This window comes from Spirosoma gilvum (assembly GCF_054776815.1).
This window is the reverse complement of sequence record NZ_BAAHBH010000001.1, coordinates 198486-215382: the sequence shown is the minus strand read 5'-3', so window position 1 is coordinate 215382 and position 16897 is coordinate 198486. Positions and strand designations below refer to the sequence as shown.

The window sequence follows — 16897 nt, the reverse complement described above, 5'->3', positions numbered from 1 at the left end:
TTTTGAGGTGAATGATGCTACGGATACGGAAAACTAGTCGGGAGGGTTGCGTTGCTCTCTACCGCTCACCGCTCGTCCGCGATTGTATCGCGGATGCTTGAGGTTCGCGTCTGCGACGCGTATGAGTAGTAGCTATTTTTTCCTGTGCGTCACAGACGCGGACCTCAGGCATCCGCGATACAATCGCGGACGAGCTATTAATCCAGTGGTTCCTGCTTTACAATCTGTACCGGGCCAAGCAGTCCCGCTTCGAGCAGGGGTTTGCCTTGCAGGCGGTATGGGGCGGTTGTTCGGGTAATTCGTCTGGATTCGGGTAAAAGCTGGTCGCCGATGAGCCGGTTGGCCCAGGTGTTGCTTACCTCAATTGTTAGCTGGTTCTTGCCGGACTGGAGCGCCTTGGTAATGTCGATTCGGTAAGGGGCCGTCCAGACAGTGCCACAGGAGATACCGTTTAGCTTCACATCGGCAATGTTGGCGATATGACCCAGGTCGAGCCAGATGCGGTCTGTTGTCGATTTCGAAGTCCATGTAAAGGTTTTCGAATAGATAGCTGTACCGGAATAATACCGAATCGACGAATCGGCTGACTGGCTCCAGTCGGTAAGGGTGGTGAAGGTTTGCGGAGTGTTCGGTCCACCATAAGCCGGGTCAAACGTTACCTGCCACGAACCGTCGAGCGTCTGCACCAACTGCCCATCCAAATTGTTTTTACCGTTCCGACTGATTTGCCGGGTGGGCTTCCGGAAAATTACGAACAACGATGCATTGGGAGCCAGGCGAATCGGTAGCTGCATGTGCTGCCCTCGTACGCGCCATTCAGGGGCATCGGTCAACTCGTCAGTAACAGCATCGTATAGTTCAGGCGATTTGAAAAACGCGCGAAACGACGCCGTGATCGTACGCGGCTTGTCCTGCTGATTGGCAATAAAATAGATGTCTGTTTCGCCATCCCGGCGGTGCGTCCAGGCTAAGTCGTGGGCGTACTGACCGGTCGATTCTATAAACAGTATATCTCGTGTTACCCCCAGCTTTTCAAAGGAATCTGCTCCAAATGGCGTCTGGATAACCCGGCCCTGCCCCAGCCGTTTCATCCGAATTGTAGCTGGTTCATTAGCTGCTTCCTGAAACAGTCCACCCCACAATTCATCGGCCAGTGGCTTGATCTGTTGATTAGTGGCTTGCTTCCCGGCAGCATAAAGCGGTTTTTCACCGATCAGAACCGTTGCTCCGGCCTTCACCAGACCGACCAGTTTGGTGAGTGTTTCGGGGGTGGCAAAGGCATTATTCATTTGTAGTGGGTTTTGCCGCGGGAGCACCAGCAAGGAATAGGCCGTACCCGGCGCAAACGCTACCTTGCCATTCTGCACGTTTGCCAACGTATTCAGCGCATCGGAACTGAACGAATCGTAAGTGTAGCCCCGCAGCGGGTCAACCCAATTTTCAGGATCAGCCATGTTGGCCGAATGCGAGACACCCGCCGGTTTCTGTCGCAGTGGTTCGCCAACATTCGCTAATCGCTTTGCTTCCCGTTCTACAATCTCTTTCCCAAAAATACCGGGCAAGGTCGATACGAGTCGGTCGGGCAGGACAGATCGACGTGGAATATCTTCACCCGTAAATACCGCAACATCCGCAACGGGTTTGCCCAGTTGGAGCAGCGTCTGACACCGTTGGGCATAATCGACCCAAGCTTTAGCCGATTTCCACCAGGTTTGATCGCGCTGAAAATACAGGCCCACACCGTCCAGCGTCATGCCCGGTTTTCGGTCGGTCCAGGGGTTATGCGTAAACACGTGGTAAACGAGTTTATTGATGCCCAGGGCATAATTACGATCCTGAAGCGTTTTGAGCATCCCCGGATGCTCGCTCCAGTCCATCCGTACGGTTGTGAACCCTTCGGCCTGAACGATATTTTTGCCGTAGATATGGGCGGCCGAGGTCGCATCGAGCATGTCGTTGGGCTTGTCGTGCGTGGGACTGTTGAGCCAGAATTCGCCCATCGGCACATCGACCAGTTTGTAGTGGGCCAGTCCGTCGCTGGTCATGGTGGGGGCCACACTTTCGGCGGTAAATGTTACGCCTTTCTGATGGGCTAGATCGGCCAGCGTTTTGTAAAAAATAGCCACAATCAGTTCGGCCACCGTCCGGCGAATATCGTACAATACCTGCTCCGAGGTTTCACTGCTTTCAACCGGCAGACCAGCCATTACCGGCAGATACGGCATGAGGTCATACCCGCGTCGTTTTTTGAATTCAGCGGCAAAGGTGGTCGACCAGTTCTGGCTACCGCATTCCCAGCTATCGACGTGGAAAACCTTCAGTACATCTTTACTCAGTTCGGGGCCAATCTGCTTATGTGCTTCGCCAAACCAGCTATTGAATTGCAAGGTTATTGCTTCGGGATTAAACTTATCACACTCCAGACCTTTACCGGCTCCGGCGGTTGCGTTGGTATGACCCGTTGAGGTATGACCGATGCGCAGAATTGTCCACGAGCCAGTAGGAGCCTGCCAGTCAAGTTGACCGTCGGGGCTGAGTTTGTCCGTCAGGTTGATAATTTTATTGAGAGGGATGGCGAGGTCTTCAGCCACGTTTGGAATCTCCCGTTTGCCAACTCGCCAAACGGCCGCCGATTTGCCTTCAAACTGATTGATGCGCGGTTCGGGCGATAATTCCAGCCCAACCAGTTTCAGGCTCGGTTTCCACTTAGCTGCGTCCAGATCTTCCGAGCCGGGTTCAGAACCCGCTTTGTCGTAAATAAAGCGAAAGTAACGGGCCGTGGTCGTCGGGATGGCGTGTGTCACATCGGCGTCGGTATCCTGCCAGCCGTGCCGGGGTGGGTCAAGTCGGCCAATGGACCGGAATGTTGTGCCGTCGTCGCTCACCTCGATCTTCAGTCGATGCGCCTGATAGTTGTTCCCTCCGGTACGAATCAAAATCGAACGGCAGGTAAATGGCTGGTCGTACGCGTACTGAATCCAGCAAGCTGTATCACTCCTAAAGCTTTCCTTTTTATTCGCTGGATCGACCAGAAATTGTGGTTTTACACCCGTTTTGCTGGACGTGATTTTGGGCGTTTGGCTCGCTTGAGAAGTCGACGGTACCAAGGCAGGAAAAGCCAGAACCGCAATGTCTTTGTAATACCCTTCATTGATTGTTGGTTGCGGTAGTTTCGCCGAAAAGCGCTGGCCACCCTGTACTGACACTGAAGCGTATACGACTTTTTGCATCGATAGGGCGGGCGTAATCCACGGGCCACCGGCCAGAGCAAAACCATCGCTCACGTGCATACCCATGTCGAGACCCAGTCGTTTGGCTTCCTGCATCGAAAACCGAACCATATCCCACCAGCGGGGACTCAGTTGCTCGGCTGCTGGTGTGTAAATGGGCGGATTCGTCACCCCTTTGATGGGCATCAGATAAGCGCCACCAATACCCGCTGCTTTCATCGCTTCGAGGTCGGCCGTAATGCCTTCTTTCGAAACGCCCCCCTGCATCCAGTACCAGAACACCCACGGTTTGGCATTTGCCGATTGCTTATTTGCAGGAACAAGCTTCGCCAATCCCCCCGCCGATTGAGCAAACGATTGTAAGCTTAGTAACAAGGTTATCAGGATAAATCCGGTTCTCATAAGCAATTTAGTATGGAACTCGCTCGTCCGCGATTAAGCTCGCGGATGTCCGAGACTCGCGTCTGTGACGCTTTTGAGTAGTAGCTAATTTTTTCTCTCTCGCGTCGCAGACGCGGACCTCAGGCATCCGCGAGCTTAATCGCGGACGAGCAACAAACAACCGTTTGTCTATTTCGTAACTAATTCGATTACAGTACTCTGCAAACCTTCTGATGACGCTTTTAAAACGATCTTCCCTGGTTTTTCGGTTGTCTGGATAATGGCTAATGCTTTGCCGTTATAGGCACGTCGGTAATTGGCTTTGAACGGTTCCAGACTGGCTTGATAGCCATTGTCGACACCGGCGATTACTCCTTCCCCTTCGAGCGTGAACGTAATCAGATGGCTGGCGTCGGGAATGAGATTGCCTTTTTCGTCGAGTACATTGACCGTCACAAACGACAGATCGTTACCATTCGCTTTCAGTGCGTTACGATCGGCGATGAGTTGAAGTTTGGCGGGTTTCCCGGCGGTCGAAATGGTTTTGGTCAGTACCGTTTTCCCATCTTTTCGCGAGATGGCTTTCAGTGTGCCAGCCTCGTACGGAACACGCCATAGTACGTGCAATTCATCACCGGTTTTCTTCCGAACGCCCAGTGATTTATCATTCAGGAATAGCTCTACCTCGTCGGCCTGATTGAAGTACGCCCACACATCCACGGTTCTACCTTTTTGCCAATTCCAGTGCGGGAAAATGTGTAGCGTTGGCGTGTTAGTCCATTCGGATTGGTACAGGTAATACACATCTTTCGGAAAACCAGCGAGGTCAAGAATGCCAAAATACGAGCTCCGGGCAGGCCACGGATACGGGTGCGGTTCGCCCAGATAATCGAAGCCCGTCCAGATGAATAGCCCCGCCATATGGGGTAGCTTTTTGATCACTTTCCAGGTTTTCTCGTGCGTCGAGCCCCAGTAAGCCGCTTCGTTATCATAAGCCGAGGCCGTCCAGTCAGAATTACCGTCTTTGAAGTTGGCCGGACCGCCTTTGCCCCACATCCGTATGGAATCGGAGGGCATATCGTAGTGCCCGCGCGTTTCCAGCGATGACCCCGTTTCAGAAGCCAGTACCGGCTGATTCGGAAACGTTTTCGGGAAATCGGCGTAGGCTTCGTGTTTGTAATTGAACCCCAGCAAATCCAGCGCCCCCGAACGGTAGATGAAATTTTTGTCGGGTATGTTTTCGGTCAGCGCCGACGTAACGGGGCGGGTTAAATCCAGCTTCTTAACAATGGACGCCAGTTCCTTTGTAATGGTAAGCCCTGTGGAATCAAACTGTTCGCGAATTTCGTTACCAATGCTCCACATAAAAATCGACGGATGGTTGCGGTCGCGACGAAGCATGTCTTCGAGATCGGTTTTGTGCCAGGTATCCCAGTTCAGTCCATAATCCTGCTTCGACTTTTTCTTCTTCCACATGTCGAACGCTTCGTCCATGACAATAAAGCCCATCTGATCGCAGAGGTCCAGCAGTTCGGTCGCAGGCGGGTTATGTGCCGTACGGATGGCATTACAGCCCATTGCCTTCAACAGGTCAAGCTGACGCTGAATGGCCCGGCGATTCACGGCCGCCCCCAATGCACCCAGATCGTGATGCAGACAAACGCCCAGAATCTTCGTCGGCTTTCCGTTCAGTGAAAACCCGGTAGCCGCGTCGAAGCGAAACGAGCGAATACCGAGGGGTGTTTCGTAACTGTCTTCCAGTTGATTCTGGTTATAAACCCGGGTGACGATTTTGTACAGGTACGGTTTCTCAATCGTCCAGAGAACGGGGTTTTTCACCTCGAACGACTGCGAAAAAGTAGTCAGCGAATCCGTCAGCCGGGCAGCGTTTGTTGTTTGTGCAGCGACTTCCCTGCCGCTGGCATCCAGAATCGTGCTGACTATCCGAACCGTTTGTGGCTTGACATCCGTGCGCCGACCGGCCGCATTTCGAACGGTGATCTGAAGCGAAACGCTGGCCTGCTGATCCGTTACCGTTGGCGTCGTTGCGTAAGTTCCCCAATGATCGACGGCGATTGGCGAGGTCATCACCAGCCGTACGTTCCTATAAATACCCGAACCAGTATACCAGCGCGAATTGGGTTGCGCCGAGTTATCAACGCGAACGGCAATCACATTTTTTTCAGTCCCGACTTTCAGGAACTTCGTCAGTTCGTACCGAAAGGAGCTATAGCCGTACGGCCTCATACCCAGCGAATGCCCGTTGATCCAGACTTCGCTGTTGCGGTAAATCCCATCAAACTCTATATAGACGTTTTTGCCTTTTACCGTAGCTGGAATGCTAAACGTTTTGCGATACCAGCCGATGCCTGTCGGTAGCGCCCCTTCCTGCGTAGTGCCCAGATGATGTTCGCTGAATTGGCCTTCGATGCTCCAGTCGTGGGGTAGCGTTAATGCGCGCCAGTTCCCATCGGAAAAAGCAGCGGTTTTTGCATTAGCCTCATCGCCCAGATAAAACCGCCAGCCTTTGTTAAAATCCTGTACCGTTCGGGGGGAAGTTTGGGCGAAAACGGTTGAAATGAATACGTATAAAAACAGAATAAATAGCCCGAATAATAGAACAGACTTTGTCATTCCGACGATAGGAGGAATCTCAAGTTCGATAATGTGAAGCTTGAGATTCCTCCTATCGTCGGAATGACAAAAAAGCGGCAAGTTTCTCATTTTTTCGCAGGAGCCGGTACAAACTGTTTATTACTTTTTCCCAGATCGACGGACGTCGCCACCGCAATTCCCCGCTGATCGGCCTTGTTGACGGCGCAATAGAAGTGGTATACGACGCCTTTATGCTTGACCACGAACGACTTATGGGCGTACAGATTGTCGTATGATTCGGATGGCTCGACCAGATTATCACCCGTCCAGTCGGTCCAGTTGACCAGATCCGTAGACACAGCGAAGCGGTTGAACGCACCTTGTCGATCCTCCCAGAACGCACCAAAATAGAACATCACGTACAGATCGCCCATTTTCTGAATAACCGCATCGCCCGTGATACCCGCCGAATGCATCATCACCGGCTCTTTGTGAAAGCGTTTCCAGTTGAGCATGTCGTCGGAAACGGCCATACCGATGCGCTCAAACCAGCGGGTTTTGGGTACGCCGGTTGTATCGCCGTTGGCGTTATAGTACATCACAAATCGGTGGCCCGTGAGCTTCAGCTTATCCTCAATGATTGTGCTTTTAAACAACTTCCGGTTCTCCCACCAGCGCGTATCCGGGTCTTTGGCCGTCAGTACTGGGGTTGATTTTCGTTGCCATTCGTGGGGTTTGGTCGGGTCGCCCGATGTGTAGGCAATCCCAATGGACAGGTCACCGGCTTCATAGCCTTTGCCGTTGCCCCCGATGTACGACATCCAGTACTTGCCATCATACCGGGCTAGTTCGTAGCTACCACCCCATTGCGTATCCTGCAAGGCGTTGTACCCCGCTTTCTGGTTCGCATCCCAATGGGTAGTTTGCGTCGTATCGGAGAAGGACATGATCCGGCCAAGGGTATCCCAGTGTAAGAGGTCTTTACTTTTTGCCAGCCAGGTTTCGTAGCCGCGACCGTTGTAAATCAGATAGGACATATACCATTGCGCCCCTTTCTGAAAAACCGTCGGGCAGTCCATCTTCTGTGAGTTGTCGGCTGGGGTCATCACCAGACCGTACTTAAACGGCGTTTTGACCTCGTTATACACACGTTGCATGTCCGCATCGGAAACTCGGCGCGTTTGAGCAAAAAGCGATGTAGTTAGAAGCGAAAAAAGTATAACTCGGATAGTGGGTAAAGTCATAGCCGTAACCAGATACATCGTTCGGCTGGTTAAACGGGCCGAGCGGTTATCCCAGAGTACAAAACTATCCGCGATAAAGACTATTGCTATCTACGATTTTCCCGAATGATTGTATGATGTTAGCGGCTCGCTAACTTCCCGAAAGCTGATCGTAAAGCCGGTTTAATTACCCACCTTGAATCGGTAGGTACCGGAGCCAACAGTAATCTTTGCTCTGTCTTTTTCAAAGGCGATCAGTTTAGCCTCTTTACTCTTACTGATCGGTTGATCATCGACCTGTATTGTACTGGTTTTCGATGCGGGTAAATAAACCGTCGAGGTTGTATTGGCGGGAATCTGAACGGTCAGTTCAAAACTCGTATCCGACTTTTTCCAGTCGCTGGCAATCAGGCCGTAAGGCGATTGGTAGGTGGCTTTGGCCTGATTCACATCGCCAACGGGCTGGGGGTAGATTACACTATTCCGAAAGGCCGGAGTGCTCTCGTCCTGTTTAATCCCGGCGAGCCCAGCGTAGAGCCATTCGAGCAGGTGGCCCAGCATAAAATGATTATTCGATACGGTCGGAAGCGCCTGCCACGATTCGGTCAGGGCCGTTGCGCCTTTGGCCAGTTGATACCCATAACCCGGCACATCGGAACGGCTGTTCATATCGAAAATAACGTCCGAACGACCCGCATCTTCCAGCGCCCGAAGCAGGTACCGATAGCCAATATCGCCCGCCGTGAGGCTGTTGTTCCGGCTGCGAATGTCTTTCACAATATTCTCAACCACTGCGTCCCGGCACTGCGGCTCCACCAGATTCATATAGAGTGCCATCGCATTGGCCGTCTGACTGTTGGTAGCGTAATATTTTTTCTCTTTATCAAAAAAGGTCTGGTTGAAAGCCATTTTTACCTCACTGGCCAACTGCCGGTACTGTTCGGCATCGGCCGATTTAGCCAGCATCCGGGCTATTTTCTCCAGAATCGTCAGGTCGTAGTAATAAATAGCGGTGCCGGTTACGCCCATTGGTGTTAGTTGCGAAACACCCGGCGGTTTGGGGCCAAGGTCGTACCAGTCGCCTAAGCCCTGCGCCAGAATGTGGTTTTTTGCCTTGGTACCCAGGTAGTTGATGTATCGCTGCATCATGGGATAGCTGTCGGCCAGCTCGGTTTTATCGCCATACCACTGATACAAATACCAGGGCACAATGATGGCACTGCTTCCCCATTCGGGCGAGTCGCGGAAGATACCGTCACCCCAGTCGAATTTTACGTATTCAGGCGCAATCTCGGGAATCAGACCGTCGGGTAATTGCGAGTTTTTCATGTCCTGAATCTCCTTTTTCAGCAAACTGGCAATGTCGTACTGGTAGCGTACGGAGCCGCCCATGAGGTGAAGTTCTTCGAGCCAGCCCAGTTTCTCCCGATGCGGACAGTCGGTAAACACACTCGCCATGTTGCTTTTGATTCCCCAGTCGATCAGGGTACGCGCTTTGTTGAATAACTCGTTTGAGCAGGAAAATTGCCCAGCGTCGGGCGCTGCGTTGCGCGTGTGTAAGCCTTTCAGGTCAACAATCTGCGGGCGATTTTCCGGATTGGGTTCGCCCTTCGGAACGCCCCCTTTTAGTTGCAGGTACCGAAAGCCGTAATACGTAAAGCGCGGTTGCCAGGTTTCCGGGCCGGTACCTTTCAGAATGTACTCGAAATAAAACGGACTCCCCGACGATCTCTGGTTTATCGACCCATCGGTTTTGATCAGTTCGGCTGGATAAATTCGTAGCGTGTCGCCTTTCTTACCGCTGACGGCCAGGCTGATAATGCCCGACGCATTCTGCCCCAGGTCATATACCCAATCGCCCGTTTCCAAACGCTTTTTACTGATGGGAGCAAACTGATCGAAGACTTTCAGCGGCTCCTGCATCTGGGCATTCAGCACGGGCGGTCCCTCTACAACCCGCACATTCCGCCACGAGGCATCGGTAAAATTTGGACTATCCCAGCCCGGTTGTTCTAGGTTGGCGTTGTAGTTTTCTCCGCCGTAGATGCTCGAAAATGTAATGGGTGAAGGGGCTGTTTTCCAGGAAGAATCGCTGATGATGTTGTCGGACGACCCATCGGTATACGTAACGGCAAGTCGGCAAATTAGTTTTGGATAGCCGAACATCACTTTCAGTTTTCGGTAACGATCCTTAACGGGCGGAACGTAATAAAACCCATTGCCCAGCATGACTCCAAGGGCGTTTTCGCCCGATTTAAGCTTATCGGTCAGGTCGAATGCTACGTACTGAGCCTGCTTGTCGTATTTGGTCCAGCCGGGATCGAGAAAATGATCGCCGATTTTTTGCCCGTTCAGGTGCGCGTCGAACTGGCCGAGTCCAGAAATGAAGAGCGTAGCTTTCCGGACAGGTTTGGTGACCGTAAAGCTTTTGCGAAGCATCGGCAGGATGTTTCCGCCCTGCACGTTGTCTTTCTTGCCGTCGGTTGGCAGACTATTCACCAGGGAATCGGGTAGTTTGTCGTAAGCAATCCAGTTGGCGCCTTTCCAGTCGGTTTTAGCCAGTAACCCCATTTGCCATGATCCTACCGAACTCCACGGTGACTCGGTATTTTTCGAATCCCAGATGCGCACTTTCCAGTAATAGGTTTTGGTCGGCTCCATCGCTTTCCCCTGATAACCGACCTGAATGGAAGCATCCGACGAAATTTTCCCCGAATCCCACACATTACCTGTATGCTGACTGAGCGTTTGTGGCGAATCGGCCACCAGTATCTGATAGGCTTTTTGACGAATACTCCGCTGGCTCGATACGAGTTGCCAGCTCAATGCCGGTTTATCGGACTGCACGCCAATTGGATTCGTCCGATACTCGCAACGCAGATTCGTTACCGTCAGCGATTGAGTCAAAGCGGAGAAGGAGAGCAGGAAAATCGACAGGATTTCCGAAATTCTAAGTAGCATGGAGCATTTAGGAAGATTTCACTCAATATGTTGATCAGTATCAAACAGGCAGAATGCTTTTTTGTCATTCCGACCGTAGGGAGGAATCTCAAGTTTGCTTATTAGATTCCTCCCTACGGTCGAAATGACAAAAAAAGCTCAAAAAGTTAACCTGCCTAAAAGATAGATTTCAAGTATGTAGTGTTTGCGCCGAAGTTCTTCTTCACATTGCGCGGGTCGCTGGCGTCGCGGGAGCGTTCGATAACCAGCCAGCCTTTCCAGCCCATATCGTCCAGTGTTTGTTTCACCTTCTTCATGTCGATACGCGGATTGTTTTGGAGCCAAACGCCATCTTCGTCGGTACAGTGGATCTGGCAAATACGTTTTTTGCCAAGAATCCGTAACTCGTCGTGCAAATCGCGACCGGCTTTGAGTGGATTCGAGAAATTGAAATAAATCAGGATGTGCTTCGAGCCGATTTCGTTTAGTAAAGCGACATCTCCTTTGGCATCCAGTGAGGTTTCGATACCGACAACCACCCCTGCTTTTTTCGCCATTTTACCCACTACCTTCAACCGTTCGACAATGGCCGGACGTAATTCTGGATTCTTCACCAAGTCGCCCTGAACACCGAGCGGCAGAAACGCAATTTTTACATTCATGGCATTCATAGTGTCGAAACAATCCTGAATCATACGCTGGTAGGTTGGCCGCGTGGCAAACGACTGCGCATAAAAGCCCGTCATGGCCAACGAACAGATTTCCAGATTCAGCTCGTTCGCTTTATCCAGAAACTGCTGCCTGATTTCCGGCTTAGCCAGTTGATTGTCAAATGTTTCGCGCTGGCCCAGGCCACCCATATCGATTTCGACACCATCGGCCCCAATGTCTTTGGTCAACTGAAAGGCGCCCAGCTTTTGCCGTTTCAGAATCATCAGATCGACGACGGCAATTTTGTAGGGTTGTCTGTCGGCAATTGTAGCGAACGCATCGTTGTTGTCAAGAAACAAGCCAGCCGTCAGCAGTGAACTGGTCGTCAGAAATTTTCGTCGAGTGAGGTGCATAGTTATTCTTTATGTGATGTCGGACGAGCGGTGGTCACTCAATCACTCATTCACTCAATCGCTCAATTAATCAGTTTCTCTAAATCTTCGAATTTTCGGATCGCGTTAGCAGGCAGGTTTTCGCCTTTTTCGCCGAAAACGTACATGGCCGGGTACTTCTCTATGGTACAGTTCGACTCGTTGATGGCGCCGGTTTTATCCTGCACACTTTTGAGGTCGAGACCAAAGTGCTGCGCCAGAAAATCGTATAGCGCCAGCCGCTTGCTTTTGCCATAGTCGTGGCCTTCCTGCGGCAGATGCACATTCTTCACCTGATCAGTTTTGCCGTAGAATCCATAGGTGCGCTGCAAAAACGGAAATTCGGTTTCGGGCACATACTGCGTCCAGTCTTTGCCATCCGAAATGATCAGTTGCGGACGAGGAGCCGCCATAGCCGCAATTTCGACGTTGTTGGTACCGTTGCCGCACAGGTGCGTACCCATGCCGCTTTCGCAGGGGCATCCCCCACTATGATACGACGACAGCATCACGACGGGCACACTCAGGGTAATGCGGTCGTCCAGTGCCGTCAGTAACATGGTCTGGCTGCCGCCACCTGACCCACCGCTAACGGCTACCCGTTTGGGATCGGCGTTTTTCAGCGTCAGCATCCAGTCGAGAATGCGCATACCGTTCAGAATTTGCACCGTTTGGGCGAGGCTCCGACGGTGGTCTTCGGGTTTGAATTGCAGAGTCGATTCGCCCCAGGCAAATAGGTCGTAGCTAAACGCCATAGCGCCCATCCGTGCCTGCATGGCACACCGATACTGACTATCGGCCCGGTAACGACCATCGCCAAAATGACCGTCGGGATTGAGAATTATGGGCAGTAAGCCTTTCGCTTTCAGGGGTTTGTAGAGCGAACCCGTTACGTACAATCCCGGCATTGTTTCAATCGCAACGTTCTCGACCGTATAGCCATCGAACGTCCGTTTATTGGTGATGATGGGCTGACTGGTGGGCCGGGCGGGTACATGCGAGAGCTTCAGCGATTCCCATAGGCAGGAACGTAATTCAGCTTTGCGTTTCTCCCAACTTGTGGCATCCGAATAGAGGGTAGCCAGGTAATCGAGCTGAAGCTTGCCTTCTTCGGGTGTTTTCAGGTGATACTGAAACGACTGAAGTTTGTATTTTTTGTCGCCCTCTTTGGCAAACGTAATATCCTGCGATGCCAGAATATTAGCCATCGTTTTCTCCACATCGGCCGGACGAAACCGCCAGTCGGCGTAGGTAACGTACTTATCTTTGACCAGCTCTTCGGGGTAGCGAATCTTCACCGAATACCGGCTTTCAATCTGGGCAATGACGTCTTTAAGTGGCTTTTTGAATTGATCGTCAGAGGTTTGGGCAACCGCAGAGATACTACTGATCAGGAGAAAAATAGCGGCAATCTTTCCGGCCTTACTGTAAGATCGAGACTGGCTTTCCTGCGAAGTTTCTTTCGACCGCTTCCGCCAGCCGCTGTACAGCAGATTGGCGTCCAGTTCGGGTTTGGGAAAGAACAGACTGGCTACGTACCCGACCCCAATCACAATCAGATGACTGTACACGCCAAGCATCAGTTTGTGGTGGGTAAAATTATACTCGCCGAGGTCCAGCAGCAGTTTTTTATCGTCGCCGTAACCAATTTGGGTCGAGGTCAGGAAGGCGTAGGCCGTAAATAGAATGCATACGACAATGGCGATGTTAACGCCCTGTTTGTTGGCCCGTGCACTGAAAATACCCAGCAGAAATATGCCAACGATACCGCCCGAAAAAATGGCGTACAACGTAAAAACAATACCCAGAACACCTTCGTTACCAGCCTGCAAATAGATGGCCCCAATGCCGATGGCGATCAGTCCCGAAATAACCACAATCGTTTTGCTGACGGTCAGATATTCCCGATCAGTGCGGGTTGGGCGGAGCTTTTTATAGAAATCTTCCAGACCAACGGCGGCTAGTGAATTCAGGTCGGCGCTAAGGCTACAAATGGCTGCCGAAATCATGGCCGCCAGAATGAAACCAACCACGCCCGTCGGAAACCGGGTCATGATAAAATACGGAAATACAGCATCCGGGCGCATCCCTTCCGGCAGTGGCTGCTGCTTATAATAGACGAACAGAGCGGTTCCGATAAACATGAACAGCGCCCAGACTGGTACGGTCAGCGAAATGCCGAGTATCGACGCTTTGATGGCGGCTTTGTCGGTTTTGGCGGTCAGGTAGCGTTGCACCACGGTCTGATCGGTGCCGTATTTCTGTATGGCGTAGAACATGCCGTTGATGACCATCACTACGAACGTTAGCTTCGTAAAGTCCAGATCGTAAGGGCCAAAACCGGTTCGATCATTGGCCGAAGCGACGCTAATGACTTCCGAAAATCCGCCGTTGACCGACAGAAGAATAACCACCACACAGAGAATACCGCTCGCAAAAAGCATGAATCCCTGAAACACATCGAGCCAGATAACGGCTTCGATACCACCCAGCAGATTGACCGTAATGATAATCAGCCCAACCACGACGATGATGTAGAATGTGTTGCCGCCGGTCATGTTGGTGAGGGCTACCGACAGCAGAAAAAATACAGTCCCCATGGAGGAAAACTGCCTGAGAACGAACGCAATAGAGCTATAATAGCGAGCAAAGGCACCAAACCGTTTTTCGAAATATTCGTAGGTGCTCAGGCCAATCACTTTGCGGTACAAGGGAACAATAAACCAGATGGTTCCGAGCAGAACGATGGGTACCATCAGCCCCTGCACCAGCAAAATCCAGTTCGACGAAAATCCTTCGCTTGGGTACCCCAGAAACGTAACGCTGCTGATGAGCGTTGCCAGTAACGACATACCAATAGCCCAGGCGGGTACCCGGCCTCTGGCGGCAAAATACGTTTCGGTCGTGCGCTGGTTCTTAGCGTATCGCAGCCCGAAATACAAATTGATAATCAGTACAGCGACGATTATCAGGTAATCAATTACGTTTAAGGTCGGGTTCGACATTGGTAATAGTCATTAATTGTCATTGGTGGTCATTGGCTTCGCATCATTAGTCATTGGTTGCCATTAATCAAACGCGACAACAATCAATGACCATCGAATGACTATTAATGACCATTAAATGACCACATTTCTGTTGGCCAGCGATAGCTTCCGGGTTTTACGGTAATATGCAAGTTTCCTGGGCGACATCCCGCTTGTTCAAGCGCCTTGCTTCGAACGACTCCTGCCGCCAGCTCCTGTGTAACGGCAAGTCGTGTGACCCCAATTTCCCGCAGAATGGCCGCTGCCGTTGAACCACCTTCAATAATCAGTTCATCGACAGAAATCTGATCGAGAACTTGCCTTACCGCTTTCCCGGTTAATGCGCGTAACCAGACAGCCAGCTTGCAGGAGTCTACGACCGACTCGGGTTCTATGGCCATAATTACCTGCTCATTCCGTTGGAAACGGGTAATGATACTGGCTACCCAATCCGCCAGTTCAGCGGGCTCCTGATCAGCAATCTGCATCAATGCTTTCGGCATATAACAAACGAAATTCCCGGCTGTTGCTGCCCTTTTTACTAATTCAACACTCTGTCCAAAAGCACTTCCGCATACATATAGTTTGCAAATGCCTAATGTATCTACGGAACGAGTCGGACATTTAGGCTTATAACCAGCGCCTAAAATGGCCGTAAAAAAACCAGCTCCACCGCCCGGTAACGTTTGCTCGTCCACACGGCTTGCCCATGTTTTTAAGTCGCCCTGCGTACCGACCTCGCCAATAACAATACCCTGCGGAAGCGAATCGACCGTAGATGGTTGAACGCTAATGGGTGCATCGTTGGTCGACAAACGTTTCAGCACGTTTGATTCGGTGATTGGGAATTCTGGGTCTTTCGAAAAATGAGTCTCATGAATGAGTTCTCCCTGTACGTAATAATGACCATCGATCAGAATTCTACCCAATGCCGGGTTAGCCGGAACGATAAGCGCTTTCTGTAGCCCTAAAGCGTTCATCTGTGCTGTCGTTTCAGCGACAATGTGTCCACGAAGCACCGAATCGACCTTTTTGAAAATCAGCTGTGGCTTCATCGTTCGCAACGCTTCGCTCACGTCAACCATTTCCTGCACAGCCTCGGCTTCGGCAACGGACCGGGCATCCGTCGCAATAACGAGCAGGTCAGCAGTTGAGTGTGGATTGACCGACATGGCAAGCTCCACATTCAGCCCGTACGTCAGGCCAATCCCCGCCAGTTCAGCGGCCCCCGTTAAATCGTCAGCAATGACGGCGATCATAATAATGTTGAATTGTTGAATGATAGAATTGTTGAATGATCGACTAATTCAATCATTCAACAATTCTATCATTCAATCATTACTTTATTTTTCGCCAGTTGGACCGCTGACTCAATGGCCAGCACCATCGCGTCGGGGCTGGCGACGCCTTTACCGGCGATTTCAAAGGCGGTTCCATGATCGACTGACGTACGGATGATCGGCAGACCCATCGTAATGTTAACACCTTTTACGCTGTCCATCTGCTTTTTGTCGGCGTTCCATTTGAAGCCGGTCAGCTTGAACGGTATATGACCCTGATCATGGTACATGGCTACAACACCGCCGTAGTAGCCCGTTGCCGCTTTCGAAAACAGGGTATCGGCCGGAACCGGACCTTCTACGTCGAAACCGCGTCGTTTGGCTTCCAGCACTGCCGGTAGAATTTCCTCGTCGTCTTCTGTACCAAACAGGCCCGAATCGCCTGCGTGCGGATTTAGACCGGCCACACCAATTTTAAGATTCGTTTCGCCCAGCGAGATAAGCCCGTTGTGCAGCAACTCGATCACTTCCAGAATCCGGTCTTTTTTGACCAGGTCACAGGCTTGCCGAAGCGATACGTGCGTCGATACGTGAATGACTTTCATCTGGTCTTCCACCAGCAGCATTCCATACTTTTTGGTGTTGGTATAATGCGCGTAGATTTCGGTATGGCCCGCAAAGTGATGCCCCGCTTCGTTGATGGATTTCTTGTTGATCGGCCCGGTAACGGTCGCGTCGATTTCGTCGGCCAGAGCCAGATCGATAACAGTTTTGACGGATGAAAAAGCCGCTTCGCCCGCCATCGCCGAAATCTCACCGAATTTCAGTTGCGACAGATCGACATTCGCCAGATCATACACATCGACAGTGCCCAGTTCAAATTTTGCCTCTCTAACGGACTGAACTGGGTTGATGACGGCATCAAGCATTAAACGCGTGACTATGTCCTGAAACACGCCCGCATCACCGACCACAATGGGATTACAGATGGCGTAAATAGCCGGATTCAGGAGCGCCTTTACCGCTATTTCGGGGCCAATGCTGGCCGGGTCGCCCATCGTAATTCCGACTGTCGGTTTATTATTGGTGTTCATTTTATAACAGTTTTCAGTCTACCGTTTTCAGTTTACTGTTAGCTAG

General features: G+C 51.4%; 8 protein-coding genes. All 8 read right to left on the bottom strand.

The window, feature by feature from the left end:
* Positions 1 to 197: 197 nt before the first annotated feature.
* The 8 genes from ACYVFD_RS00845 to pdxA all read right to left on the bottom strand — a co-directional run bounded on the left by ACYVFD_RS00845 (position 198) and on the right by pdxA (position 16851).
* A complete protein-coding gene (locus ACYVFD_RS00845; RefSeq protein WP_461087568.1) occupies positions 198 to 3632 on the bottom strand; it encodes a glycosyl hydrolase in 3435 nt (1144 codons plus the stop codon).
* 168 nt (positions 3633 to 3800) lie between these two features.
* Entirely contained in the window at positions 3801 to 6245 is a 2445-nt protein-coding gene (gene galB / locus ACYVFD_RS00840; protein WP_461087566.1) for a beta-galactosidase GalB, read from the bottom strand.
* Between the two features lie 86 nt (positions 6246 to 6331).
* Entirely contained in the window at positions 6332 to 7450 is a 1119-nt protein-coding gene (locus ACYVFD_RS00835; protein ID WP_461087564.1) for a glycoside hydrolase family protein, read from the bottom strand.
* Between the two features lie 162 nt (positions 7451 to 7612).
* Positions 7613 to 10390: a family 78 glycoside hydrolase catalytic domain gene (locus ACYVFD_RS00830; protein ID WP_461087562.1), complete on the bottom strand. Its 2778-nt coding sequence runs from the start codon at positions 10388 to 10390 to the stop codon at positions 7613 to 7615.
* 155 nt (positions 10391 to 10545) lie between these two features.
* Complete coding sequence (locus ACYVFD_RS00825; protein WP_461087560.1) at positions 10546 to 11433, bottom strand: sugar phosphate isomerase/epimerase family protein; 888 nt, start codon at positions 11431 to 11433, stop codon at positions 10546 to 10548.
* Positions 11434 to 11495: 62 nt separating this feature from the next.
* Positions 11496 to 14456: a sodium:solute symporter family transporter gene (locus ACYVFD_RS00820; RefSeq protein WP_461087558.1), complete on the bottom strand. Its 2961-nt coding sequence runs from the start codon at positions 14454 to 14456 to the stop codon at positions 11496 to 11498.
* A gap of 104 nt (positions 14457 to 14560) precedes the next feature.
* Positions 14561 to 15736 (bottom strand): four-carbon acid sugar kinase family protein, encoded by a 1176-nt coding sequence (locus tag ACYVFD_RS00815; RefSeq protein ID WP_461087556.1) that lies wholly within the window; start codon positions 15734 to 15736, stop codon positions 14561 to 14563.
* Between the two features lie 68 nt (positions 15737 to 15804).
* Complete coding sequence (gene pdxA / locus ACYVFD_RS00810) at positions 15805 to 16851, bottom strand: 4-hydroxythreonine-4-phosphate dehydrogenase PdxA (protein ID WP_461087555.1); 1047 nt, start codon at positions 16849 to 16851, stop codon at positions 15805 to 15807.
* Positions 16852 to 16897 lie beyond the last annotated feature (46 nt).

Bases quoted from the DNA above. Each gene is read 5' to 3' on its own strand.
- ACYVFD_RS00845 (WP_461087568.1), bottom strand. From the start codon at position 3,632: ATGAGAACCGGATTTATCCTGATAACCTTGTTACTAAGCTTACAATCG.
- galB (WP_461087566.1), bottom strand. From the start codon at position 6,245: ATGACAAAGTCTGTTCTATTATTCGGGCTATTTATTCTGTTTTTATAC.
- ACYVFD_RS00835 (WP_461087564.1), bottom strand. From the start codon at position 7,450: ATGACTTTACCCACTATCCGAGTTATACTTTTTTCGCTTCTAACTACA.
- ACYVFD_RS00830 (WP_461087562.1), bottom strand. From the start codon at position 10,390: ATGCTACTTAGAATTTCGGAAATCCTGTCGATTTTCCTGCTCTCCTTC.
- ACYVFD_RS00825 (WP_461087560.1), bottom strand. From the start codon at position 11,433: ATGCACCTCACTCGACGAAAATTTCTGACGACCAGTTCACTGCTGACG.
- ACYVFD_RS00820 (WP_461087558.1), bottom strand. From the start codon at position 14,456: ATGTCGAACCCGACCTTAAACGTAATTGATTACCTGATAATCGTCGCT.
- ACYVFD_RS00815 (WP_461087556.1), bottom strand. From the start codon at position 15,736: ATGATCGCCGTCATTGCTGACGATTTAACGGGGGCCGCTGAACTGGCG.
- pdxA (WP_461087555.1), bottom strand. From the start codon at position 16,851: ATGAACACCAATAATAAACCGACAGTCGGAATTACGATGGGCGACCCG.